The organism is Sandaracinobacter neustonicus (assembly GCF_006385875.1).
GTDB lineage: Bacteria > Pseudomonadota > Alphaproteobacteria > Sphingomonadales > Sphingomonadaceae > Sandaracinobacteroides > Sandaracinobacteroides neustonicus.
In genome coordinates this window covers 1-23,773 of record NZ_VFSU01000024.1, presented here as the reverse complement: position 1 = coordinate 23,773, position 23,773 = coordinate 1, and the positions used below count along the sequence as shown (strand labels likewise).

General features: G+C 65.0%; 19 protein-coding genes and 1 tRNA gene. 10 read left to right on the top strand and 10 right to left on the bottom strand.

Annotated elements, in window-relative coordinates:
• Positions 1–661: 661 nt before the first annotated feature.
• Entirely contained in the window at positions 662–1,969 is a 1,308-nt protein-coding gene (locus tag FJQ54_RS08810) for a hypothetical protein (protein WP_181160068.1), read from the bottom strand.
• Positions 1,962–3,350 (bottom strand): glycosyl transferase family protein, encoded by a 1,389-nt coding sequence (locus tag FJQ54_RS08805; protein ID WP_181160067.1) that lies wholly within the window; start codon positions 3,348–3,350, stop codon positions 1,962–1,964. The genes FJQ54_RS08810 and FJQ54_RS08805 overlap by 8 nt, the downstream gene beginning before the upstream one ends.
• Positions 3,351–3,468: 118 nt before the next feature.
• Between FJQ54_RS08805 and thyA the strand changes: the two genes are divergently transcribed.
• The 3 genes from thyA (at position 3,469) to FJQ54_RS08790 (ending at position 5,717) form a co-directional block, all read left to right on the top strand.
• Complete coding sequence (gene thyA / locus FJQ54_RS08800; RefSeq protein WP_235890376.1) at positions 3,469–4,380, top strand: thymidylate synthase; 912 nt, start codon at positions 3,469–3,471, stop codon at positions 4,378–4,380.
• Between the two features lie 27 nt (positions 4,381–4,407).
• Positions 4,408–5,535 (top strand): beta-ketoacyl-ACP synthase III, encoded by a 1,128-nt coding sequence (locus FJQ54_RS08795; protein WP_140928050.1) that lies wholly within the window; start codon positions 4,408–4,410, stop codon positions 5,533–5,535.
• A 95-nt stretch (positions 5,536–5,630) separates the two neighbouring features.
• Positions 5,631–5,717: transfer RNA gene (locus FJQ54_RS08790), tRNA-Leu, on the top strand.
• Between the two features lie 215 nt (positions 5,718–5,932).
• Here FJQ54_RS08790 and pepN read toward each other — a convergent pair.
• From pepN to FJQ54_RS08770, 4 genes are all read right to left on the bottom strand, one after another.
• Positions 5,933–8,515: an aminopeptidase N gene (pepN, locus tag FJQ54_RS08785; protein ID WP_140928049.1), complete on the bottom strand. Its 2,583-nt coding sequence runs from the start codon at positions 8,513–8,515 to the stop codon at positions 5,933–5,935.
• Positions 8,515–9,933, bottom strand: coding sequence for a serine hydrolase domain-containing protein (locus FJQ54_RS08780; RefSeq protein WP_140928048.1), 1,419 nt, complete (start codon positions 9,931–9,933; stop codon positions 8,515–8,517). The genes pepN and FJQ54_RS08780 overlap by 1 nt, the downstream gene beginning before the upstream one ends.
• A gap of 71 nt (positions 9,934–10,004) precedes the next feature.
• Positions 10,005–10,316, bottom strand: a complete 312-nt coding sequence (locus FJQ54_RS08775; RefSeq protein WP_140928047.1) for a DUF1330 domain-containing protein — start codon at positions 10,314–10,316, stop codon at positions 10,005–10,007.
• Positions 10,313–11,527: a pyridoxal phosphate-dependent aminotransferase gene (locus tag FJQ54_RS08770; protein WP_140928046.1), complete on the bottom strand. Its 1,215-nt coding sequence runs from the start codon at positions 11,525–11,527 to the stop codon at positions 10,313–10,315. Before FJQ54_RS08770 ends, FJQ54_RS08775 begins: the two co-directional genes overlap by 4 nt.
• A gap of 103 nt (positions 11,528–11,630) precedes the next feature.
• Between FJQ54_RS08770 and FJQ54_RS08765 the strand changes: the two genes are divergently transcribed.
• From FJQ54_RS08765 to FJQ54_RS08750, 4 genes are read left to right on the top strand one after another with little or no spacing between them, the layout of a single operon-like run.
• Positions 11,631–12,617, top strand: coding sequence for a dipeptide epimerase (locus tag FJQ54_RS08765; RefSeq protein ID WP_140928045.1), 987 nt, complete (start codon positions 11,631–11,633; stop codon positions 12,615–12,617).
• Positions 12,618–12,629: 12 nt separating this feature from the next.
• The gene (locus tag FJQ54_RS08760) at positions 12,630–13,613 is read left to right on the top strand and encodes an asparaginase (protein ID WP_140928044.1); all 984 of its coding nucleotides are present in this window, start codon (positions 12,630–12,632) and stop codon (positions 13,611–13,613) included.
• Between the two features lie 25 nt (positions 13,614–13,638).
• On the top strand, positions 13,639–14,430 hold the full coding sequence (locus tag FJQ54_RS08755) for an SDR family oxidoreductase (protein ID WP_140928043.1): 792 nt from the start codon (positions 13,639–13,641) through the stop codon (positions 14,428–14,430).
• 32 nt (positions 14,431–14,462) lie between these two features.
• On the top strand, positions 14,463–15,788 hold the full coding sequence (locus tag FJQ54_RS08750) for an aminotransferase class III-fold pyridoxal phosphate-dependent enzyme (protein ID WP_140928042.1): 1,326 nt from the start codon (positions 14,463–14,465) through the stop codon (positions 15,786–15,788).
• Between the two features lie 12 nt (positions 15,789–15,800).
• Here FJQ54_RS08750 and hisD read toward each other — a convergent pair whose 3' ends face one another.
• Complete coding sequence (gene hisD / locus FJQ54_RS08745; protein WP_140928041.1) at positions 15,801–17,111, bottom strand: histidinol dehydrogenase; 1,311 nt, start codon at positions 17,109–17,111, stop codon at positions 15,801–15,803.
• A 13-nt stretch (positions 17,112–17,124) separates the two neighbouring features.
• Positions 17,125–17,961, bottom strand: coding sequence for an acetoacetate decarboxylase family protein (locus tag FJQ54_RS08740; protein WP_181160066.1), 837 nt, complete (start codon positions 17,959–17,961; stop codon positions 17,125–17,127).
• 109 nt (positions 17,962–18,070) lie between these two features.
• Here FJQ54_RS08740 and FJQ54_RS08735 point away from each other — a divergent pair, with 109 nt between their 5' ends.
• Positions 18,071–18,808, top strand: coding sequence for an SDR family NAD(P)-dependent oxidoreductase (locus FJQ54_RS08735; RefSeq protein WP_140928039.1), 738 nt, complete (start codon positions 18,071–18,073; stop codon positions 18,806–18,808).
• Positions 18,809–18,814: 6 nt separating this feature from the next.
• Here FJQ54_RS08735 and FJQ54_RS08730 read toward each other — a convergent pair whose 3' ends face one another.
• Together FJQ54_RS08730 and FJQ54_RS08725 are read right to left on the bottom strand one after the other, a co-directional pair.
• Complete coding sequence (locus FJQ54_RS08730; protein WP_140928038.1) at positions 18,815–20,188, bottom strand: MFS transporter; 1,374 nt, start codon at positions 20,186–20,188, stop codon at positions 18,815–18,817.
• Positions 20,189–20,264: 76 nt separating this feature from the next.
• Positions 20,265–22,517 (bottom strand): TonB-dependent receptor, encoded by a 2,253-nt coding sequence (locus FJQ54_RS08725; protein ID WP_140928037.1) that lies wholly within the window; start codon positions 22,515–22,517, stop codon positions 20,265–20,267.
• A gap of 182 nt (positions 22,518–22,699) precedes the next feature.
• On the opposite strand from FJQ54_RS08725, the gene FJQ54_RS08720 reads away from it, so the two are divergent.
• Together FJQ54_RS08720 and FJQ54_RS08715 are read left to right on the top strand one after the other, a co-directional pair.
• Positions 22,700–23,434 (top strand): amidase, encoded by a 735-nt coding sequence (locus FJQ54_RS08720; protein WP_140928036.1) that lies wholly within the window; start codon positions 22,700–22,702, stop codon positions 23,432–23,434.
• A 66-nt stretch (positions 23,435–23,500) separates the two neighbouring features.
• Positions 23,501–23,773: IS4/Tn5 family transposase DNA-binding protein (locus FJQ54_RS08715; protein ID WP_207790397.1), on the top strand; the 273-nt coding region annotated here is incomplete at its 3' end.

Sequence of the window (23,773 nt, the reverse complement as noted above, 5' to 3'; positions counted from 1 at the left end):
GTTTCCCCTGCCCTCCCCGCCGTCACCCCGGGCTTGACCCGGGCTCCAGCTTCTCTGCGGCAACGTTGCAGTTGAGGAGGCTCCGCCCCCTCAAACTCCTCCGTCCCCACCCCATGAACAAGTTCATGGGGACCCCGGGCAGGGGAATGATTCCCCTGCACCCCCAAACTTTATTGCTTAGCCCCTCCCCTTCAGGGGAGGGGTTGGGGTGGGGGCCATCCGCTTGGCGCAAGGTTGGAGTTTAGTGCCTGCGGCGCTTTGCGAGTTTCCCACCCACCTCTCCACCCGTCACCCCGGACTTGATCCGGGGTCCAGCTGGTCTTTGGCAACGTACGAGTAGAAAGCTGGACCCCGGATCAAGTCCGGGGTGACGGTTGTGGTTGGTGGGGAGGTTGGCGGATTTGCTCAGGGGCCTTCGACAAGCTCAGGCTGAGCGGGTGGGGAGGTCGGTGGTTTAGGCCCGGCGGTGACACCCCCTCTCCTACTCTCCCCCTTGCAGGGGGGAGAGAGCTGCGCAGCGCCGCAGGCAATCAAAGCTGATCACTCACACGCCGTTGGAGTGGGGCAGCAACGCTAACTTCGAGGGTGCAGGGAAATTATTTCCCTGCCGGGTCCGGGCAGAGCCCGGCCGCGCGGCGCGCAAAAACATCTTGCCCTCCCCCTAAAACTCCCCAGCCACCGTCAGCACCGGCCCTGACCCCGGCAGCGCATTTCCTGCCACCTTCTGCCGCCAGTCGATCTGCGCATAGAAGGGCCATGGCCCCGTCCACACCCGGCTGGAGGGGCCGATATCCAGCCGCGAGGCCGCCACGCCGTAATTGCGTTGCGCGCCGCCCCATAAGCCCACGCCCGCGTCGATGCGGGTGTCGCCCAGTGTCAACAGCGGCGTGCCGCCGCGCGCCTGTGCGCCGACATAGAGGTCCGGCGTGCGGGTGAAGCCTTCCACAACACCGCCTTCGGCATAGCCCTCCAGCTTCAGCCTTGCGCCCCTCACCTCTGTTTCGCGCTGCGCCCCGCCGGAAATGCGCCCGGCCCAGGCGTTGCGCGAGTAAGTGCCCAGTGCGATCCGCCGCTCCACATCGATGGCGACGGGGATCTTTCGGGATGGTTCCCAGCGCAGCCCCAGCGCGGCTTCGGTCGTTTCGCCATCCAGTCCGCCTTGGGGCGCGGATGCGACAGAGAGCCGACCGATGATGGAAACACGCTGTTTTCCCAGCGGATTCAAGCGATAGCCCAGCGCGACGCCCGCCTGCCCGCCCCCCAGCACCGGGGAGGCCGCCAGCGCGTCGCCGCCGCCCGCCCCCTCACGGGTGAGCACATAGCCGCCGCCGGACCAGCGCTTCGTCAGCTGCGCGACGTCGGCGCGCCATGTGTCCGCCTGCGGAGCCTTTGGGTCCATCGCTTCGGCGGCTTTCAGCAGACCCACGCCCTGCTTCAGATCCCCGGCGCGGATCGCGGCATAACCGGCCGTCGCCGTGGCATGCGCTTCGGGCGAAACAGCGGGCGGAGCCGGGGGCGGCGCGACCATGGGCTGGGCAGCCGCCTGCGCCTGCCCCGGCGGCAGGTTATAGCCGAACCAGCCCCCTGCCTGCGGCTCTGTCACCACCCGCACCACGGTTTGCTGCGGCGGCAGCGCCCGGGGCGCTTCCAACAGGATGCGGTGCGGCGGCACCGGTGCGGCCCCACCCCCCGGCCCCCAGCCCGCCGCGATCAGCCGCGCGACCGTCGCATCCGCCACTTCAGCTGCCACCTGCGCCGCAATTCCCGCAGACATCCGCGCCAGCGCCGCCGGGTCCGCAGCCCCCGCTTCGGCGGGCGCATGGGGGGACAGCGCCGCGGCCAGCTTCACTGCTTCGGCGGTTTCCGCCTCCAGCCATTGCGGCAGCCGCCCCAGTGCCCAGCCCAGCACCAGCACCAGAATCAGCTGATAGGTCCTGAGCGCGCGGCCTTCCACAACCCGCTCAGCCATTGGCCGTCTCCACCCCGGCATCCGGGAAGCGATGCTCCGTCTTGCCCCATTCGGGCGGCGCGCCGCTGCCCAGCGCCTGCCGATAGCGCGTCACCGCCTTGATCGCGGCGAGGAAATTGATCGCATTGGCCAGCACCGCGCGCGGCATCGCGAACAGCCCTTCGCGCCAGCCATAGGCCGCGCCGGTGAAGCCCGCACGCATCACAAGCCGCCAGCCCAGCAGCACTGCGTTCAGCATCAGAAACCCCGGCAGGATCGAATGCGCATCCACGATCAGCGGCGGCAGCGGCACCCCGGCCCGCGCGGACACCCACGCGCGCAGCGCCAGTTGCAGCAGGACAAGCACCGCCACCGCATAGCCCAGCATGGCGATGGCGGCGGTGAACAGCCCCTTCCTGTCCCGCGCCAGCATCCAGCGGGTGGCCAGCCCGCCATCCCACCCCAGCCGATCCCAGCCGGACAGCGCGATCCCCGTCAGCCAGCGGCTTTTCTGCCGCACGGCGGTGTCGATGGTGGCGGGGAAATAGGCCCGCGTCGCCACCAGCCGCCCGCCCACATGCGCGCGCACCATCCGCCCTTTCAGCCCCAGCCGATGCACGCGGGTGCCCATCTCATAATCCTCGGTCAGGCTGGCGGCATCGAAGGGGGCGTTGCCCGGCCCGGCCAGCCGCGCCAGCACGTCGCGCTCGATCGCGGTGCCCACCCCGGCTGAGGGCACCGGCGCGCCCAGCAGCCCGCGCACCATCATGTCTTTCGCATGCGCCTGCGCGAATTCATCGCAATAATGGCCGGAAACCCAGCGCGTCTCCGGGTCCTGAATGGGCAGCACCGGCACCTGCACCATGGCGAGCGCGGGAATGCAGCGGTCATAGAGATCAAGGCTCGCCGGATCGACGACATCCTCCGCATCGTGCAGCACCACCGCCTTGAAGCGCTGCCCCGTTCGCGCCTCGTGTGCCAGAACCCCGCGCCACAGATGGTTCAGGCAATCGGCCTTGGTGGTGGGCCCTGCCCGGCTGGTGATCACCGCCTGCACCCGATCATCCCCCACCGCCTGCACGGCCGCCAGCGTGGCGGGATCGTTAGGGTAGACGCCCACGAAAATGCGCAGGCGCGGGTTTTGGATCGTCTGGCACAGCCGCCCCACCATCGCGCCGATCACCGCGGATTCGTCCCACGCGGGCACGATCAGCGCGAATCGCCCCGGCTCGGGCGGCAGCGGCGGCAGCGGCCGTTCGCGGCGAAAGGCAAAGCCCCCCAGCCACAACAGGTCCACCGCGATATCATCAAGGCTGGAGAGGAAGATTCCGCAAGCGGTCAGCCACAACAGCTCACGAGTCAGGATGGCCAATATGGCCAGCACCGGCACCAGTTCGATCAACGGCCAACGCCCCAAGCAATTTGGCCGACCCCCTGAGGCGATTTGCTAGCAGATGGGCGGGGCTTGGCAAGGCCTCCCTTCTTCCCCCCGCCCCCCAGTTCCGCTAGCACCCTGCGATATGACATCCCCGCACCCGGAAACCGCCGTGATCGACCTGATGCGTCAGGTCTGGACGAAGGGCAGCGAGCGGCGTGACCGCACCGGCGTCGGCACCCGCGCGCTGTTCGGGGCGATGCTGCGATTCGATCTGTCGGATGGCACGGTGCCGCTGATCACCACCAAGCGGGTGTTCTGGAAATCGGCGGTGAAGGAACTGGTGTGGTTCCTTGCAGGGCAAACCAACATCCGCCCGCTGGTGCAACAGGGCGTGCACATCTGGACGGACTGGCCGATGGAGCGCCACCGCAACGCCACCGGCGAAACGCTGAGCCGCGACGCGTTCGAAGCGCGCATCCTGTCAGACGAGGCCTTCGCCGCCGAATGGGGTGAACTCGGCCCTGTCTATGGCAAGCAATGGCGGCGCTGGCTGGGGCCGGACGGGCAGACGCACGACCAGATCGAGGCGCTGCTGTCCAGCCTGAAAAACAACCCCGCCAGCCGCCGCCACATCTTCACCGGCTGGAACGTCGCCGAACTGGGCGGGATGGCGCTGCCGCCCTGCCACATGACCTACCAATATTTTGTGGAGCCGCGCTCAGACGGGCCGGATCGCCTGTCCGGCATCCTGTACCAGCGCAGCTGCGATCTGGGGCTGGGCTTCCCCTTCAACATCTTCGAAGCCGCGCTTCTCGTCCGCATGCTGGCCGCACAATGCGGCTATGCGCCCGGCGAAATCATCTGGATGGGGGCGGATGTTCACCTCTATCTGAACCATGCGCATCTGGTGGAAACCATGCTGGCACGCGAACCGCGCCCCTTCCCCACCCTGTCGCTCAGCCCCGCCGCCAGCCTGTTCGACTATCGGCTGGAGCATGTGACGCTGACGGGCTATGATCCGCATCCTGCCATCGCAGCACCAGTGGCCGTATAAAAGAGCCACCCCCTTCGGGAGACCCCATTGAGCACCGCAACACCCGTGATCTCGGCCACCGGCCTGTTCACCCCCATCGACAGCATTTCCAACGAGGAATTGGTCGAAAGCTACAACGCCTGGGTCGAGCGCTTCAACGCCGACAACGCCGCGGCCATCGCGGCAGGCGAGGTGCAGCCGCTGACGCCATCCTCCGCCGAATTCATCGAGAAGGCGAGCGGCATCAAGGCGCGCTACGTTCTCTCCAAGGCGCCTATTCTCGATCCAGACATCATGTGCCCGCGCCTGCCTGAACGGCCCGATACGGAATTGTCCGTGCTCGCCGAAATCGCCGTGAAGGCGGCGCGACAGGCGCTGGAGCGCGCGGGTCGCGACGCGAAAGACGTGAACGCCGTGCTCTGCGCCTGCTCCAACCTGCAGCGCGCCTACCCGGCCATCGCCATCGAAGTGCAGGCCGCGCTCGGCATCGAAGGCTTCGCCTTCGACATGAACGTCGCCTGCTCCAGCGCGACCTTCGGCATCCAGACGGCAGCCGATTTCATCCGCGCAGGCCACGCGAAAAGTGTGCTGGTGGTGAACCCGGAAGTCTGCTCCGGGCACCTGAACTGGCGGGACCGCGACAGCCATTTCATCTTCGGCGACGTCGCAACCGCCATCCTCGTGGAAGCGAAAGACATCGCGCCCGTCGCCCATTGGGAAATTCTCGGCACCCGGCTGAAAACGGAATTCTCCAACAATATCCGCAACAATTTCGGCTTCCTGAACCGCACCGCCCCCGAAGCCGCCAACCAGCCGGACAAGCTGTTCCGGCAGGAAGGCCGCAAGGTGTTCAAGGAAGTGGTGCCGATGGTCTCAGACATGATCGTGGCGCACATGGGCGATCTGGGGCTGCCTGCCACCTCGCTGCGCCGCATGTGGCTGCATCAGGCCAACGCCAACATGAACCGTCTGATTTCATCAAAGGTGCTGGGCCACGAAGCCAGCCCGGACGAAAGCCCGACCGTGCTGGACAGCTACGCCAACACCTCGTCTGCGGGTTCCATCATCGCCTTCCACCTGAACAGCGACGATCTCGCCACCGGAGACACCGGCCTCATCTGCTCGTTCGGCGCGGGCTATTCGGCGGGAACCGTTTTCCTGCGGAAAGCCGCCTGAGGGGGCATGGGAAAAACTTGTCTGAACCGATCTGGCGCGCCTGCTAGGGCGCGCGCTCACCAGTCGGCGGGGCACCCCGCTTTTGGCATCGGCGTGCGGTCGTGGCGGAACTGGTAGACGCGCAGCGTTGAGGTCGCTGTGGCCGAAAGGCCGTGGAAGTTCGAGTCTTCTCGACCGCACCAGACAGTCCGACAAGGTAACTGACTTTCGCCTTCGGGCGCGTGGTCGCACACAATGGCCCAGTTCCGCGGGCTTTGGCGGGGCATCCAAACCGCAGTGAAGCCAGAGACGCGCATGAGGCTGAGAGTTGAGGCCAAAAATGAGCCGGATGCTCTTTTCTCAAGAGCCCGGCTTCACCTCGAACCTCTTGGTTGATCTGCAGCTCAGTTGGCGAGGATCACCCAAGAGACCGGTTCACCACCTCATCAAGTGACCGCGAGATGCCAGACGTTCCGGCGATGCGCTGCAGCTGTTCGCGCATCAGCGTCTGCCGCGGTTCGTCGTGGCGTCGCCACTGGTCGATCTGGGCCATGAAGAAGGCCGGGTGGCCGCGCCCCATCTGGTCCATCATCAACAGGCGGTCCGCGAGGAAGCGATAGCCCTTCCCGGATGCGTCGTGAAAGGCGACACGGTTCTGCCGGAACAGGCTGCCGTAATAAGCGACCGCGCGTGACGTGTTGCTGATGTCGAACGCCGAATGCCCTTCCAGCGCGATGATCTCGTCGATCACGCCGGTTGCGCGCGAGAGCGCATAGGCCTTGAACCATTTGTCCACCACCAGCGGCTGATCGCGATAACGGTGATGGAAAGCCTCGAACGCCGCCTGTCGCTCGGGCCGGTCGCAATGGCCCAGCAGGCAAAGCGCTTCGAACGCCTCGGTAAAGGATGGCCCCTCTTCAATCTGCGCCAGGCAGGCAGAAACTCCCTTCTCGTCGCCAGCCGCGAGCCGGAAATCGAGCAGAACGGAGCGCAGGTTGCGACCGGACATGGCCGGGGCGGAGAGGTCCAGCGGGTCGATTGCCGACAGCTGCTCGTAGAGCGAATGGATGGGGTCCGCCAACGCGCGGCCGATGGCACGCCGGATCGCGTTGCGCGCCGCCATGTGGCTGTCGAGCGGGATGCGGTCCAACCCTTCGCTCAGGGCAGGCTCGTCGGGCAGGGACAAGCGGAGTGCCGTCAGCCCCGGCGCGCGCCGGGCATCGGCGAGCAGGCGGCGGGCGATCTCCACCATGGCCGGAGGCACCAGCGCATCCATCGCCGCCGGTTGTTCCAGCGCCAGTTCGCGCACCCCGCGCGTGAACAGCTGCTGTGCGCTGTTCCAGGCGACGAAGGCGTCATCGTCGGCAACCGCGAGGTGCATCAGTTCCTCGTCCGACAAGTCCGCCTCAAGGCTGACGGGCGCGGAAAACTGGCGCAGGATCGAGGGCACCGGTGCGCGCGGAAGGTCGGCGATCACCAACGTCTGCGACCAGTCCCGCAGCTCGATCAGTAGCGGCTTTCCGAAATGCCCGCCCTGTGGATCGAACAACGCAAACGCTATGGGAATATGCAGCGGCTGGCCCGGCTCGCCGTTTACCGGGAGGCGCTGGCTGAAGGTGAAGCGGGCTTCCCTTCGCTCCGGATCATATTCGCGCGCAACCGTCACTGTCGGTCGGCCCGGCTGGTGCAGCCAGCGGCGGAACTGCGCGAGATCGACGTCAGCTTCCCGCTCGATGGTATCGAACAAATCGTCGATGGTGACGGCCTGCCCGTCGAAGCGGACGAGATAGGCCCGGATCGCGGCAACGAAGCGTTCTGCACCCACCAGCGTGCGCAGCATACGCAACAGTTCAGCGCCTTTTTCGTAGATGGTCGCAGTGTAGAAATTCTCGATCTCGACGAATTCGGCCGGTTGCACCGGATGCGCCGCCGGGCCGTCATCTTCCGGGAATTGATTGCGACGCAGCGTCTTCACCTGCTCGATGCGGTAGGTGCCCGGCTCCAGCTCGTCTTCCATGAACAGCTGGTCGCGCAGCCGGGTCAGCCCCTCTTTCAGGCTCAGTTGGAACCAGTCCCGGCAGGTGACGCGGTTGCCTGTCCAGTTGTGGAAATATTCATGGCCGATGATGCGCCTGATCAGCGCGAAATCCTCGTCCGTGGTGATGGCGGGATCGGCGATGATGCCGTCCGCGCCGAAAAGATTCAGGCCCTTGTTCTCCTGCGCCCCGGCATAGGCTGGAAGCGCAACCACATTATAGACCGGCAGGTCGCAGGAGAGGCCGAACACCCGTTCATCCCAGCGGAATGCGGCCTTCAGACTGTCCATCGCGAAGGCGCAGCGCGCGGCCTCGCCCGGTTCGGCATGGATCGCGAGGCTCACCTCCTGCCCCTCGGCCGTGGTGAAATGGTCTCGCAGCGTCTCGAACCGGCCTGCCATCACCGCGAAGATGTAGCTCGGCTTGGGGAAGGGATCGCGCCACAGCGTCCAATGCCGCTGCCCGGCCTCCCCGCTTTCCATCGGGATACCGTTCGACAGCAGCAGCGGAAACGCCTGCCGATCCGCCTCCAGCCGGACGGTGTAGGTGGCGAGCACGTCGGGCCTGTCCGGGAAATAGGTGATGCGCCGGAAACCTTCGGCCTCGCAATGGGTGATCAGCCGGTTGGTGTGCCAGAACAGGCCCTTGCCCGACTGGTTGCGCGCAGGATGGATCGCCACTTCGGTTTCAAGGGTGAACTCGGCCGGTGGCGCCATGATCTCCAGCCGGTCCGGCGTCGCCACGAAGCCGTCCGCTGGCAACTCTGCTCCATTCAGCCGCAGCTGCCGCAGCTGCAGATTCTTGCCGTCCAGCACCAGCGGTTCGGCAGCGGCACCGCGGCGGCGCACGGACAGGGTGGCGCGGACGATAGTCTCGTCAGCATCGAGCGCGATGTCGAGCGCGATCGTGTCGATCACATAAGGATAGGGGCGGTAATCCGCGAGGCGCACGGGCTGCAGCGCCATCACATGTCGCCCACGCGCTCGGCCCGCAGCAGCTCAATCTCGCCATCGGCGTAGGCGATCAGGGTGACCGCCTGTCCGGCGGCGTCATAGCGAACCTCCGTCTCGCCGGGCATCTGCTGCGAAAAGAAGCGACCGTTTTCATCCATGTAAATCGGGCCGGGCGGCAGGATCATCCCCTCGATATGGCTGGTGAGCCGACCGTCCCGCACAGAAATGTCGATATAGGGGGCATCCACGCCGGAGACGATGCGGTAGCGCCCGGCATAGCGCCGTGTCTCCTCGCCCTCGATGGGGCGGACACGGCGCGGCTGGCGCAGATAGCCGTCCCAACCGAACGTGGCGGCCATGCCGTTCAGCACCTCATGATAGAGCATCAGGCCGCCGAGGCCGTTGGTGAGCACCACCCCGCCCCAGCCCTGCTCCAGATTGCAACTGCTGTTGCACTGATAACCCTCATTCGAGCCGCCATGGCCGAAGCGCGCCGAAGCGCCGCTGCCGAACACTTCCCAGCCGAGCGCGAACTGGCCGCCCCCCTGATTGGTCATCATCTCACGCGCGAGGGGCTGGCCGAGGAGAAGCCGGTTGGAACGCCCCGCCCATGCGTTGCGGCATTCGATCATGAAGCGCGCATAATCGGGTGCGCTGGTATAGACGCCGCCTGCCGCCAACTGCGGGGTGAAGGTGAAGCGGCCATCGACAACACGACCATCGGCATGATGACCTTGCGCGGCCAACGGCTCCAGCACGGCAGGCAGCGGCTGCGCGAAGGTGGAGCGGTGCATGGCCAGCGGCGCGAAGATCTTTTCCTGCGCGACAGAGGCATAATCGCTGCCATAGGCTTCCTCGATAATCAGTTGCACAATCTGCGTGCCGCCACCGGAATAGCGCGCTGCTTCGCCGGGCAGGCGGTCCACCTCCACCCGTGGCGTGGGCGATGGCGGGCGGCCGTCCAGAATGTCGAGCAGGGTAGGCACGGGCTTGTGGCGGGGATAAGCACCGAAGCCATGAACGGTGGTGCCCGCGCGGTGGCTCAGCAGATGGCGGAGGGTGACGGGGCGCTGCTTCGTGAAATCATTCTCGGGAATCTTCCAGCTTCGCAGATAGGTGTTAACCGGCGCATCCAGTGAAATCCGGCCCTGCTCGACAAGTTGCAGCGCCAGCACGGCCGTCAGCGGCTTGCTGATCGACGCCCCCGCGAAAATGGTATCCGCCTGAACCGCCGCCCCGCCGGGCGTGAGCATGCCGAAACCCGCCGACTGGGCGATTTCGCCATCGGCGATCACGCAGACCGCCATGCCGGGGCAGCTATAGTGCGACAGCCGCTCCTCCACGGTCCAGCGGACATCCTCGCCCTCGATGCGGTTGATCGGCAGCAGGCTGGCCGCGAACCTTTGCATGTCGGCGTTCAGTGCGGCCATCCGGCGTCCCTCTTTCCCGAATATGATCAATGATCATATAAGGACTGAGTTGGCGCCCCTTGTCAATGCCGTCACCGGTCACCCACCGGCTCGTCCACGCCTTCCACCACGCACAGTTCGATCTCGGCGGCATGCAGGCGATGGCGGCGCGCGTCCTGATATTCGGGCGATTGCCAATAGCGCAGCGCAGCGTCGTAGCTGTCGAACTCCAGGATCACGTTGCGCGGACGAGCAGCCCCTTCCAGTTCGTGATAACGTCCGCCGCGCGCGAGGATGCGCGCACCGTGGCGTTCCATCGCGAGACGCGCCAGTTGGGCATAGTGGGCATAGGCGTCGCTGTCCTGCACGCTCACACGTGCGATCACATAGCCCTTGGCTGTCATGAATGTTCCTCTGCCTGCCGGTCTGAAACCCAGCGCGCCAGCCGGGCAAGCCCTTCATCCAGCGCACCCTGCCCGGCGGCGAAGCACCAGCGCAGCCAGCCCTCGCCTTCCGGCCCGAACGCCGCGCCGGGTGCAAGCCCCAGCCCTGCTTCGGCGACAAGGCGGCGGGCCAGCTCCACCGAGGCGGGATGGCCGCTGATGCGGAAAAAGGCGTACATGCCGCCTTCCGGGCTTGGCGCTTCCACGCCCCCGATCGCACGCAGGCCCGCGATCAGCCGGTTCCGATTCTGCGTGAGGTCTGCCTTCAACGCCGCGACATGCGGTTCGCCTTCGGCGAGCGCCGCGATCCCGGCGGACTGGATGAAGCCCGGCGCACAGGAGGTGTTGATTTCGATCAGCTTGCCAAGATCGGTGAACAGCTCTGGCGGGGCGACCAGCCAGCCCAGCCGCCAGCCGGTCATCAGCCACGCCTTGGAGAAGCTGTTGCTGCTGATCAGCCGGTCGTGCGGATCGGCGATGGGCAGGAAGGAGGGGGCGTTGCCCGCGCCTTCGCCCAGCAGCAGCCGTTCATAGACATCGTCGGCCAGAATCCACACGCCGAGCCGACGGCAATGCTGCAGGAGGGCGGCCTGCTGCTCACGGCTGATGGTCCAGCCGGTGGGGTTGCCGGGGGAGTTGATCACCAGCAGGCGGGTGGCGGGTGTTATCGCCGCCAGCAGTTCATCGAGGTCCAGCGCCCAGCCACCTGCCTCGCTTCGGACGGGAATGCGCGTCACTTCGGCACCCAGCAACTGCGGAATCTGTGCGACATTGGGCCAGATGGGCGTCACCATCACCACGCGGTCGCCGAGGCTCAACAGCGCCTGCATGGCGATCATCAGCGCCGACACCCCGGAACTTGTCACCGTGACCCGGCCGGGATCGAACCGGGCCGTGTGCAGGCGCGCCAGATAGGCCGACAGCGCCTCGCGCAGATCCTCACGGCCATTGTTGTGGGTGTAGAAGGTCTCGTCTGCGGCAATCCCCGCAATGGCGGCCTGCTTGATAACCTCCGGCGTGGACCGCGTGCTTTCGCCGAACCAGAAGCGCAGCAGATCTGTGCGGCCGAAGCCCGCATTGGCGATTTCGCGGATTTTCGAGGCCGGGAGGTCCGCGACCGGCTGGCGGGCCTGAGGCGGGATGGCCGGGCGGCCGTTCGCGATTCGGTTCATTGCGTCGGCCTCCCTTGCATTGCCGTTTCACTTATGTAATCAGTGCATATATTAGGGCATTGAGTCAATCCGGCTCGTCACCGCCCTGCCGGGGTGAGCCGACGTGGACCTGCTTTTCGCCTATCAGCAATGGCCATATGCCGAGACATTCCGGATTTCACGCAGCGCGCAGGCCAATTCGGAGCTGTTCACCGTTTATCTGCGCGACGGCGGGCTGGTGGGGCGCGGCGAATGCGGGTTGCTGCCGCAATATGGGCAGGGCCGGGAAGATGTGGAAGCCGCGCTGATCGCGGCCGCGCCGCTCCTGGCAGAAGGGGCCACGCGCGCCCGCATCGCCGCAGAGATCGCGAACAGTTCTGCCCGTAACGCGCTGGACAGCGCGCTGTGGGATCTGGAATGCAGGCGCGCGGGGCAGGACATATGGCAGCTGGTTGGCGTGCCCCGGCGCGCGGAGATCGAGGTGGACCTGACGATCAGCGTCAACCCCACCGCCAAGATGCGCGATGATGCGCTGGCCGCCTTCGGCCGTGGGTTCCGTATCCTGAAGTTAAAGGCCGGGCAGGACGAAGTGCTGGAACGGGTGGAGGCGATTGCAGCCGCCTGCCCGAGCGCGCGGCTGATCGTCGACGCGAATGAGGCATGGGATATCGACACGCTGAACCGGCTTGCGGAGCCGCTCCGCGCACTGGGGGTGGAACTGATCGAGCAGCCGCTCCACCACAAGGCCGACGATGCGCTGGCCGGATACGGCGGGGCGATTCCGCTTTGCGCCGACGAAAGCTGCAGTTCGATCGCCGATCTGGACCGGCTGTCGCGTCTGTATCAGGCGATCAACATCAAGCTGGACAAGGTGGGCGGGCTGACGCCGGGCCTTGAACTGCAGGCGGCCGCCCATGCGCGCGGCCTGAAGGTGATGCTGGGGTGCAGCGGTCCCACCTCGCTTGGCGCGGCCCCGGCCTATGTGCTGGGCACCTTGTGCGACTATGTCGATCTCGACGGCCCGGCGCTGCTTCTGGATGATCGCGCGCAGCCGATGGCCTATGAACAGGGCAAGCTGTTGTGCTTCGACAGCGGGTTGTGGGGCGGCTGAGGGGGAGTGCTGATGGCAAGGCGGGTGCGGGTGATCGCGCTTGGCGGCACGATTGCGATGGAGGCGTCGTCCGGCGCGCTGCTGCCGGGTCTGGGCGCGGGCGATCTGGCGGCGCTGGTCGGCACGCGCGATGCCGGGCTGGAGATCGACTGGTGCGACCGCGCGCGGATCGCCAGCGCGAACATCGGCTTTGCCGATCTTGCAGGGCTGGCGGCCGAAATCGATGATCTTCACGCGCAGGGCTATCATGGTGTCGTCGTCTCGCAAGGCACCGATACGCTGGAGGAAACCGCCTTTGCGCTGGAACTGCTGGTGCAGGCACCGATCGACATCGCGCTGACAGGCGCGATGCGCGGGGCGGGCCAGCCCGGCGCGGATGGCCCGGCCAATTTGCTTGCCGCGCTCTGCTTTCTGGAGGCGTCGGCGGGTGGCGGCGAAGTCGTGGTGGTGATGGACGATTGCGTGCACGCCGCACGTCACGCCGAAAAGCGCCACACCAGCAGCCTTGCCGCCTTCTCCTCCGGCGAAGCGGGGCTGCGCGGGCGAATCCATGAAGGCCGGTTCCGCGCGCTGGCGTCCGCGCCGACGCGGCTGCCGAAGGTGAGGGACGCGGACACCGGGCGGATTCCGCAGGTGGAGCTGATCACCGTCAGCCTCGGCCAGTCCGCCCGCCTGTTCCGCGATGCCGGGCCGGATGCGGCAGATGGCTGGGTGATCGCCGCGATGGGGGCCGGGCATGTGCCCGAACATCTGGTGCCCGAACTGGAGCGGCTGGCGCGCGACTGCCCGGTTATCCTCTGCTCGCGCACCGGGGCCGGGCGCGTCTGCACGCAAACCTATGGCTATGCGGGCGGCGAGATCGACCTGCTGCGGCGCGGCCTGCTGCCGGCCGGCGCACTGCCGCCGCTGAAGGCGCGCATCGCGCTGACACTGCTGCTGATGGACGGCGCGGGCGACTGCCGGGCGCGTTTCGCCGACATCGTGGCGGCGATCTGACACGCAAATTGGGGAGGAACAACGAATGACAAACATATTCGAGGCCGGGCTGTTTCGCGGCAAGCGCGCTTTCGTGGCGGGCGGTTCCAGCGGCATCAATCTGGAAATCGCCTCGCGGCTGGCCGGGCTTGGCACCGAAGTGGCGATCTTCAGCCGCTCTCAGGAAAAGATCGACGCAGCGGTGGCAGGGCTGCGCGAAGCCGGAGGAAACGCAACGGGCTTCACCGGCGATGTGCGCCAGTATGAAGCGGTGGACGCCGCGATCAGCGATTTCGCGCAGGCCGGGGGCGGGATCGATTTCGTGATTTCCGGCGCGGCAGGCAATTTCGTCGCGCCCGCCGCGCAGATGTCGGCCAACGCGTTCCGGACGGTCGTCGAGATCGACCTGATGGGAACCTATCATGTGCTGCGGGCCAGCTTCGCGCATCTGCGCCGCCCGGGGGCTTCGCTGATCAACATTTCCGCCGTGCAGTCGCAGCAGGCGATTCCGTTTCAGGCGCATGTCTGTTCGGCGAAGGCCGGGATCGACATGCTGACCAAGGCGCTTGCGGTGGAGTGGGGACCGGCAGGCGTACGGGTGAATGCGATCCTGCCGGGGCCGATTGCCGATACGGAGGGCATGCGCCGCCTCTCCTCAACCCCGGAACTGGCAGAGAAGATCGCCAGGGCAATCCCGCTCCAGCGCTATGGCACCAAGGCCGAAGTCGCCAATCTCGCCGTCTTTCTCTGTTCGGACGCGGCTTCATATGTGAGCGGGGCGATTCTCGCCTGCGACGGCGGCCAACTCGCCGGGAACCCATCCGGCATCGTCGGCTGAACATATCATCCCCAAACGAGCAGGACAGCGTGATGTCGACCAGCCCGATCCCCAATGATCTTTCCGCCTATTGGCTGCCTTTCACCGCCAACAAGGCGTTCAAGGCCGCGCCCCGCCTCATCACAGGGGCGAAGGGGCAATTCTATACCACTGCGGACGGGCGGACAGTGCGCGACGGCTTTTCCGGCCTGTGGTGCTCGATCCTGGGGCATGGCCATCCGCTGGTGACCGAGGCGATCATCCGGCAGGCACAGGCACTGGATTATTCGCCCGCCTTCAACTTCGCGACCCCGGCCGCGTTCGAGCTGGCAAGCCGGGTGGCGGCGCAATTCCCGGCCGGACTGGAGCATGTGTTTTTCACCAATTCCGGCTCGGAAGCGGTCGATACCGCGCTGAAGATGGCGCTGACCCATCATCGCGCGCGTGGTGAAGGCACCCGCACCCGCTTCATCGGGCGGGTGAACGGCTATCACGGGGTGGGCTTCGGCGGACTCTCGGTGGGCGGCATGGCCAACAACCGCAAATTTTTCGGGCCGGGGCTGCCGGGCGTGGACCACCTGCCCTTTCCCTACGACCCCACGCTCGACGCCTTCACGCGGGGCGAGCCGCAGCGCGATCCGATGCTCTATCTGAAAGAGCTGGAAGCGATCATCGCGCTGCACGACGCCTCTACCATCGCCGCCGTGATCGTGGAGCCGATGATTGGCTCGGCCGGCGTGTTCATCCCGCCTGCCGGCTATCTGCAGAAGCTGCGCGAGATCAGCGAACGCCACGGCATCCTGTTGATTCTGGACGAGGTGATCACCGGCTTCGGTCGACTGGGCGCGGCGAACGGAGCCAGCTTCTTCGGCATCACGCCGGACCTGTGCACCATGGCCAAGGGCATCAACAATGCCGCCATACCGATGGGCGCAGTTATCGCCTCGCGGCAGATTTACGACACCATCCTTAACGCCACGCCCACCGGGGTCGAGTTTTTCCACGGCTATACCTATTCCGCCCACCCGCTGGCGGTGGCGGCCGGGCTGGCGACGCAGCAGGCGATCCACGAGGAGGGCCTGTACGAACATGTCGCCCGCCTTGCACCGCTGTTCGAGGAGATGCTGCACAGCCTGCGCGGCGAGCCTTATGTCACCGATATCCGCAACCTTGGCCTCGCCGGCGGCCTGACGCTGGCCCCACACCCGGACGGTCCGGGTCTGCGCGGCTACCAGCTGTTCGTGAAGGCCTATGAACTGGGCGTCGCGATCCGATCGAACGGCGATACCATCGCGATCGCGCCGATCCTGAACAGCAACGAGGAGGATATCGCGCAGGTGATCGAACTGGTCCGCCGTGCCCTGCGCGCGCTCGCCTGACGGGCGCGCCCGTCAGTCGGCCGCCGCGCCATAGGCCAGTTCGCGCCCGCCATAGCGGCGCACGCGCAGATTGGCCTGTTCGGCATGGCCGACAAAGCCCTCCAGCAGGCACAGCCGCGAACAATAAGCCCCGATTTCGGCTGCTGCCTCGTCAGTGAGGATTTTCTGATAGCTGTGGGTCTTCAGGAACTTGCCCACCCACAAGCCGCCAGTGTAGCGCCCGGCGCGGCGGGTTGGCAGGGTGTGGTTGGTGCCGATCACCTTGTCGCCATTGGCGACATTGGTGCGCGGCCCCAGGAACAGCGCGCCATAGGCGTGCATCCGCTCCAGAAACCAGTCGTCGCGGTCTGTCATTACCTGCACATGTTCCGACGCGATGGCATTCGCGACATCCAGCATCTCGTCATAGCTGTCGCACAGAATGATCTCGCCATAGTCGCGCCAGCTGGCGGCGGCGGTTTCGGCCGTCGGCAGGATTTTCAGCAGCCGCTCCACTTCAGCCAGCGTGTGCCGCGCCAGCCGCGCCGAATTGGTGACGAGAACCGCCGGGGAGTTGTAGCCATGTTCCGCCTGCCCCAGCAGATCGGTCGCACACAGTTCGGCATCGACCGTCTCGTCGGCGATCAGCAGGGTTTCGGTCGGCCCGGCGAACAGGTCGATCCCCACCCGCCCGAACAATTGCCGCTTGGCTTCCGCCACATAGGCGTTGCCGGGGCCGACCAGCATGTCGACCGGGGCGATGCTTTCCGTCCCCAGCGCCATTGCGCCAACGGCCTGAATTCCGCCCAGCACATAGATTTCATGCGCGCCCGCCAAATGCATCGCTGCAACGATGGCGGGATGCGGCGCGCCACCGTGCGGCGGGGCGGAGGCGATGATGCGCGGCACGCCCGCCACGGCCGCCGTCAGCACCGACATATGCGCAGAGGCGACCATCGGAAACTTCCCGCCCGGCACATAGCAGCCCACGGACTGCACCGGGATATTGCGGTGGCCCAGAATCACGCCGGGGATCGTCTCGATCTCCACATCCGTCATCGTGGCGCGCTGCGCTTCGGCGAAGCGCCGGATCTGCTGCTGGGCGAAGCGGATATCCGCCATGTCGCGCACCGAAACCTTCGCAGTCGCGGCTTCAATCTCCGACGCTGTCAGGCGGAAACCGGGGCGGGAAAGCCCGTCGAACTTAACCGAAAGCTCGTGCACGGCGCTGTCGCCTCGCGCCTCGATATCGGCGAGCGTGGCTTCCACCAGTTCGCGCACGCGGCTCTGTTCCAGCACGCGCTCAGCTTCGGGCTTGCCGCGCTTCAGATGGGTGACCGGCATGTTGCGCGCCCCTTCAATCGATCCGGCGGGTTTCAGCGAGGCTGGAACCACCGATAGTCTCGATCATATGGGCCCCCTGGAAGCCGTGATTCTCCAACTCCGCGAAGGCGTTCACGATGTGATAGAGGGTGGGGAGTTCTTCCCATGTCGCGCGGCGGAAAGCGAACTCGCCCTTGCCCACCTGCAGCGAATTGATGCTGAGATTCTTTCGAAGCTCGGTGTGCGGCGAAAGCGTGACATATTCGACATCCGCCGTCCCCCAATCGCCGGTGGCGGGGATATATTTGTAAGACAGCATGCCCTGATGATCCGGCTCGAACGGCGGGCCGGCTCCCTCGGGAAGCGGGCCGAGATCCCACACCGCCATGTCCAGAAAGGGCGTCTCCATCCAGCCGAGCCGGGTCGAGCGGCGGCCATCCAACAGGCGCGGTTCCGGGATTTCGCAATAGATCTTGTTATGGCCGAGTTCCTCGCGGCCACTGAGGATAGGATCGGCCAGATTCTCGAAACGCACCAGCACCAGCGTTCCGTTCACCGGGCCATCCTTGCCGTGGAACGTAACCTCGAACTTCACGTCGCACAGATTATAGCCGCGACCGGCCAGCCAGCCGATCTCGGTCATGTAATTCGCCTCGACCGTGATCACCGGCGGACCGCGCAGTTCGAAACGATCCGGCAGCATCGCCTTCAACTGGTCTGCGTTGGTCAGCATGCGCACGCCGATCATCTTCATGCGCGGGGTTTCGCGGAAATCGAAATCCCGGCCTTGCGGCCACTGGCGCGGGCCGGGTGCCGGGCCGAAGAAGATCGGCATGCGATAGAACTGCCCGGCTTCGGGTTTGAAAGGCATGGTTGCTGTCCTCCACCTGCGCCTGCGGAGTCGCAGGCTTGCTCTTAATATGATCACTGTATACATTTGAAGAATAGTGGCAATGGGGTTTGGGCGGAAGGAGGACTGCATGCGTGCACCATCGCTGACACTGGAAGGCCAGACCGCGCTGGTGACAGGCGGCAGTAAGGGGTTGGGAGCGGCCATCACGCGGATGCTGGCCGACGCGGGCGCAAAGGTGATCGCGGTGGCGCGCGAGCAGGCGGCGCTGGATGCGCTGTGCAAGCAGCACGAGCGGATCGAAGGTTGGACGGCGGACGTGCGCGATCCGGCGTTTCACGCTGCGCTTGCCGATCGCGATCTCGACATTCTGGTGAACAACGCTGGCACCAACAGGCCAATGCCAATGGCAGACGTGCCGGCCGACGTGCTGGACGAGATGCTGCAACTGAATGTGCGCAGCAGCTATCTGGTGGCGCAGGCAGCCGTGCGGTCCATGCTGCGCCGGGGCCAGCCCGGCTCGATCGTGCACATCAGCAGCCAGATGGGGCATGTGGGCAGCCCCGGCCGCACCGTCTATTGCATGACGAAGCATGCCATCGAGGGGCTGACGAAGGCGATGGCGGTGGAACTGGCGCCGCACGGAATCCGCGTGAATGCGGTGGCGCCCACATTCGTGGAAACGCCGATGACCGGGCCGATGTTGGCCGATCCCGCCTTCCGAGCCTTTGTGGGCCAGATGCTGCCGATGGGACGGCTGGCAACGCCAGAGGATGTGGCCGCCGCCGTGCTTTATCTAGCCTCTCCGCTGGCGGCGATGATCACCGGGACCAGCCTGCTGGTCGATGGCGGCTGGACGGCGCAGTAACGCTGGCTATTCGCCCGCCGCCTGCCGCAGCCTGCGCCGTTCCAGCCGACGCTGGATGGTCTGCTGGTTCCGGCGGGTGATCGGGAAATTCCACGCCATAATTGCCGTCGCAAGAAAGAACAGCATCGGCATGCCCACGAAGATCAGCACCAGCCCGGTTTCGGCGGCGGCGGAATTCTCGTGCTTCACATCATAACCGACGAGATCGAGCAGGTTGAAGGCGAGCGCGCCGCCGATCGCCATTGCAATCTTGATCAGCAGCATCTGCACCGCGAACAGGTTCCCGGCCTTGTTGGAGCCCGTTTTCAGCACGTCATGATCAATCACGTCGCCCAGAATGGCACCGGGCAGGAAATTGGTGGGCGCGGTGAGGAAGCCCTGCACCAGCACGATCCCCAGCGCCGGAATCAGCGCCGCTTCCCCGCGCGGCAGCAGCAGCACGACGGGCGCGATCAGCGCAGTAGCGCCGATGCAGGCCGCCCACACCCGGTTCCTGTCGAAGCGGGGCAGGATGCGCGACCAGAGCGGCAGCGACAGCACCTGCACCAGATAGAGCGCGCCCATGATCATCGCGAACTGGCCGCCCAGTTGCATATAGACGCCATAGAAGATGTAGACGCAGGCGATGACGATGCCCTGCCCCAGCCCCCACAACAGGGTGCAGCCAAAGAAGATCTGCGCCGGACGCGATTGCCGGATCGTGTGCAGGAAATCGGACATTTTCAGCTGCTTGTGATCGACCTTGCGGCCCTGAGGCACCAGCTTCAGCGAAAGAAGTACCCCCAGCGGCATCAAAACGGCATAAATGATCGCCGTGGTGCGCAGGGTTCCGGCATCGATTTCGGAATTGCCAATCAGCAACCCCATGGCGATCGGCAGCAGGAAAAACGCCAGCGAGCCCGAAATGTTGAACCCGCCCACATACATGCCGATGGTCGCGCGTTCATTGTAATCGCGGCTGAGTTCCGCCCCCCACGCCGCGCGCGGGACTTCGAACATGGTAAAGCCGGTGTAAAGCACCTGCGCCCAGATGAAGAAATAGAGCCAGGTCGCCTGCGGGCCGGGCGTGAATAGAAAATAGACGCCGATCACGCAGAACAGGATCGAAGCCGCGACCCACGGCTTGCGGCTGCCGAAACGGGTCTGCGTCTTGTCAGACATGTAGCCCATCACAGAATCGTTCAGGGCATCGATAATCCGGCTGATGCCGGCGATCGTGCCGATCTGCGCAAGGCTGACGGCCGTGTTCGCAGCATAGAATGTGGGCAGAATGGTATAGACCGGCCCGGCAACCATGGCATGCGTGAAGGCGGGGAAGCCGAACGCAAGCAACTGGGCGGTGGAGAGGCGGTCACTGCCCCGGCTGTGCATTCGCGTCATTCGGCATGCGGGGCCTCATCCTGTTGTCCCGGTTGCCCGGGCGGTCAGCACAACTGACCGCACGGGCCCGACAAGCTCAATAGCTGAATCTGAGATCCACGCTGAATGTCCGTCCCGGCGTGACTGTGCGTGCGCCATTGTAGAAGTAGAATTGCGCGACATGTTCATCGAGCAGATTCTTGACGCTCGCCGTCAGCCGGATCTGTTTGCGGAACTCAAATCCACCCTGCAGGTCGATCCGGTTCAAGGCCGGATAGGGCTCGTTCACGCCGACATAATCGCCCAGCCGCCCGCCCCATTCGAAGCGGAACAGGCCGGTGCTGATGAAGTTCACCTCATCGCTGACCGGGGCATCGACATTGATCATCGCATTGATGGTGCCGCTGCGCGTGTAGGGCAGTTGCTTGCCATCCAGCTTGATGGCCGACGGCGTGCCCGCATTCACGGTCGCGCGGCTGAAATGCGCGTCCAGCAGGCCCAGCGAAACCCCGCCACTCAGCCAGGACAGCGGCCGTGCGGTCAGTTCCAGTTCGATCCCCTTGGTTTTGCTCTGGCCGGCGTTGGCATAATAGGATTGGCCAAGCGGCGTCGATTGCGCGAGCAGCACATTGTCCTGCGGCATGTAGAAGATCGCCGCGTTGAACGACATCTTGCCGTCCATCAGGTTGGTGCGCACGCCCGCTTCGAAGTTGCTGGCGGTTTCTTCCTTGTAGGGGATGGTTTCCGCGGAAACCGGAGTCAGGTTGAATGCGCCGGGGCGGAAGCCCTGACCATAGGTCAGGTAAAAGTTCACATCCTTGTTCGGCATGTAACGCAAGGTGGCTGTCGGCGCGACGAAGTTGAATGTCTGTTCCGACTTGAGATCGAAGGTCGGGAAGGTGCTGCCGAAGGCGGCTGCCGCCACATAGGCCAGCAGCGGATTCGAAATCGGCATGATCCCCGACAGGAAGTTCAGCCGCTTCTGATCCGAATTGTACCGGATGCCTCCGCTCAGCGTCCAGTGCGGATCGAATTCATACGAGGCCGTGGCAAACACCGAGCGCGACCGGGTTGCGATCGAGGTGCCCGGTTTTGGCGAGCCGACCGGGATGGTCTGCACGCCAAGGCCCAGCGGCAAGCCGGTCACTGCGTCGACGTTCAGCGTGTAATTGCTGAGGACCTGATAATCATAATCCTCCTTGAAATAGGCGGCGCCGATCATCCAGGTGAAAGGCTGGTCCGGCTTCGAGGACAGCAGGGCCTCCAGATAGAGATTGTCCACCTTGTCGTTCGGGCTGGTGGAGGCCTTGATGTTGTAGGGCGGGCCCAGATTGGTCTGGTCGAGATCATAGGTGCTTCTGAACCGATATTCCCGGTAGCTGCCGTTCAGCGCCAGCTCGACGGGGCCGAAATCATAGCTCGTCTTCAGGAAGAAATAGGCATTGTATCTGTGCGACGTGGAGGTGGTGTCGCGATAGACCGCCTGCGGTGTTTCAGGCGTGGAGGGCTGAAACGTCAGCCCGTTGCCGCTGATGCCGTTCGGAGCATAGGAAATCAGCGCCGGGCCATCGACTTCCTGATACTCCGCCAGCGCCTGAATGTTCAGGCTGGGGACGGGATCGAACTGCACCGTTCCGCGCACGCCGCGATCGTTCGACTTGCCGATATATTCGTCGAGCGTCTCGTTCTTCATCTCCGCCCGGTTCTGGTTGAACCGCCAGCCTGTCAGCCGCACCGCCAGCGTTTCCGTCACCGGCACGTTGATCGCGCCTTCGAATTCGGTGCGGCCATAGCTGCCGATGCCTGCGCGGGCATAGCCGCCGAAATCCTGCTTCGGCATGGTGGAGATGATATCCACCGTACCGCCGATCGAACTGCGGCCATAATAGCCGCCCTGCGGCCCGCGCAGCACTTCAACCCGCTCGATATCCACTTGCGCGGCAAGGCTCTGGCGATGGCCGCCAGCATAAAGGCCGTTGCGATACACCCCGACATTCGGCTCGGCCTGAATGTTCACCAGCTGCATGCCGCGGATGTTGATGAAGGTGTTGAGGCCGGTGGCGGAATCCTGAATTACGGCGTTGGGCACCAGCGCCACGATCTCACGGATGTTGGAAATGCCCAGATCGCGAAGGGCGCTGCCGTCGATCATGCTGAACGTCACCGGCACCTCGACCGGCGCTTCGTTCACCCGGCGCGCCGTCACGGTGATCGCATCCTGATTGTTGTCAGCCGACGGCTCCTTGCCCGCCGTTGTGCCTGTGCCCTGTGCGGCGGCTGCACCCGCATCAACAATCACGCAGGCAGCAGCCAGAAGCAACGACCAGCGGACCTTACGCCTTGACTCCATCAACGTCTCCTTCGCGAAAATGTGCAAGCGCGACCCCCTTTATATGATCGCTGATTACTTTGGATGTTGAACGCAGATTGAATCGATGTCAACAGTGCTTACAATGATCGGGCCGTCGCCAAAAATTTTGAATTTATCCAGTTAAAGCAATAAATTGATATCAACCATGGAGCCACAGAACGATGAAGACTGCCGTGGAAACCGCCGGGCTGGTGCGCACCGGGAAGCTGGAGGCTCGGTCGCGGATTCGGGAGTCGCTCGACGAGATCGAGCGGCTGAACGGCAGGCTCAACGCCTTCATCCGCATCGATGCGGAAGCCGCAATGGAAGCCGCCGGACGCATCGATCAACAGGTGGCTCAGGGCATTGACCCGGGGCCGCTGGCCGGGGTTCCAATCGGCGTGAAGGATATGGAGCCGGCGGCAGGCCTTCCGATAACGCAAGGCAGCTGGTTTCTGCGCGACGCCCCGCCCGAAACGACGGATTCAAGACATGTGGCACGGCTGCGAAAGGCCGGAGCGGTGATCATCGGCATCACAGCCTGTTCGGAATTCGGGATGGATTCGGCCACCAGCACCCGATTGTGGGGCATCACGCGCAACCCATGGAACTTCGAAAAGACACCGGGCGGCAGCAGCGGCGGTTCGTCGGCAGCGGTGGCCGCCGGGATGGTGCCGCTGGCGACGGGCACGGATGCCGGCGGCTCCATCCGCGAACCTGCGGCTTTCACCGGCCTCGTCGGGCTGAAACCCAGCCACGGCCGCATTCCGAAGCTGAACGGCTTTTCCAACTGGTCTGTGCATGGCGCACTGGCGCGTACGGTGGCGGATGCGGCACGGCATCTGGATGTCGCCAGCGGCCCGCACGCTTTCAATTACCCACAAGTGGTCGCGAGCGTGATTCCGTTGGCCGCATGAGCATTGCCCGTCTGGAATCAAGCATGATTCATTCCCTGGCACCTGAATCGGTTGGCGGGGTGCAACGTGGAGACGTCCGTTTTCGATGCGGCAGGATGGGCTGACGGGGAAGTCGATCCCGCCGCCTTTCGTGATAAGCGACTGGGCGAACGGCTTCGAACGATGCTTAAGCAGATGGCAGGAGCGATTGGCGCACCGATACCGATGGCGTGTCAAGACTGGGCCAATACAAAGGCGGCCTACCGTTTTTTGTCTAATGGCTCGGTGAACGAGGGAGACATACTTGCCGGGCATTTTCAGGCGACACGGACACGCGCGGCGGCGCTTGAGGGGTTCATC

Coding starts and splice junctions, on each gene's coding strand:
- FJQ54_RS08760 (WP_140928044.1), top strand. CDS start 12,630: ATGGCAAGGCGGGTGCGGGTGATCGCGCTTGGCGGCACGATTGCGATG.
- FJQ54_RS08755 (WP_140928043.1), top strand. CDS start 13,639: ATGACAAACATATTCGAGGCCGGGCTGTTTCGCGGCAAGCGCGCTTTC.
- FJQ54_RS08740 (WP_181160066.1), bottom strand. CDS start 17,961: ATGCCTTTCAAACCCGAAGCCGGGCAGTTCTATCGCATGCCGATCTTC.
- FJQ54_RS08725 (WP_140928037.1), bottom strand. CDS start 22,517: ATGGAGTCAAGGCGTAAGGTCCGCTGGTCGTTGCTTCTGGCTGCTGCC.
- thyA (WP_235890376.1), top strand. CDS start 3,469: ATGACATCCCCGCACCCGGAAACCGCCGTGATCGACCTGATGCGTCAG.
- hisD (WP_140928041.1), bottom strand. CDS start 17,111: ATGCCGGTCACCCATCTGAAGCGCGGCAAGCCCGAAGCTGAGCGCGTG.
- FJQ54_RS08770 (WP_140928046.1), bottom strand. CDS start 11,527: ATGAACCGAATCGCGAACGGCCGCCCGGCCATCCCGCCTCAGGCCCGC.
- FJQ54_RS08730 (WP_140928038.1), bottom strand. CDS start 20,188: ATGACGCGAATGCACAGCCGGGGCAGTGACCGCCTCTCCACCGCCCAG.
- FJQ54_RS08810 (WP_181160068.1), bottom strand. CDS start 1,969: ATGGCTGAGCGGGTTGTGGAAGGCCGCGCGCTCAGGACCTATCAGCTG.
- FJQ54_RS08735 (WP_140928039.1), top strand. CDS start 18,071: ATGCGTGCACCATCGCTGACACTGGAAGGCCAGACCGCGCTGGTGACA.
- FJQ54_RS08780 (WP_140928048.1), bottom strand. CDS start 9,933: ATGGCCGCACTGAACGCCGACATGCAAAGGTTCGCGGCCAGCCTGCTG.
- FJQ54_RS08775 (WP_140928047.1), bottom strand. CDS start 10,316: ATGACAGCCAAGGGCTATGTGATCGCACGTGTGAGCGTGCAGGACAGC.
- pepN (WP_140928049.1), bottom strand. CDS start 8,515: ATGGCGCTGCAGCCCGTGCGCCTCGCGGATTACCGCCCCTATCCTTAT.
- FJQ54_RS08720 (WP_140928036.1), top strand. CDS start 22,700: ATGAAGACTGCCGTGGAAACCGCCGGGCTGGTGCGCACCGGGAAGCTG.
- FJQ54_RS08750 (WP_140928042.1), top strand. CDS start 14,463: ATGTCGACCAGCCCGATCCCCAATGATCTTTCCGCCTATTGGCTGCCT.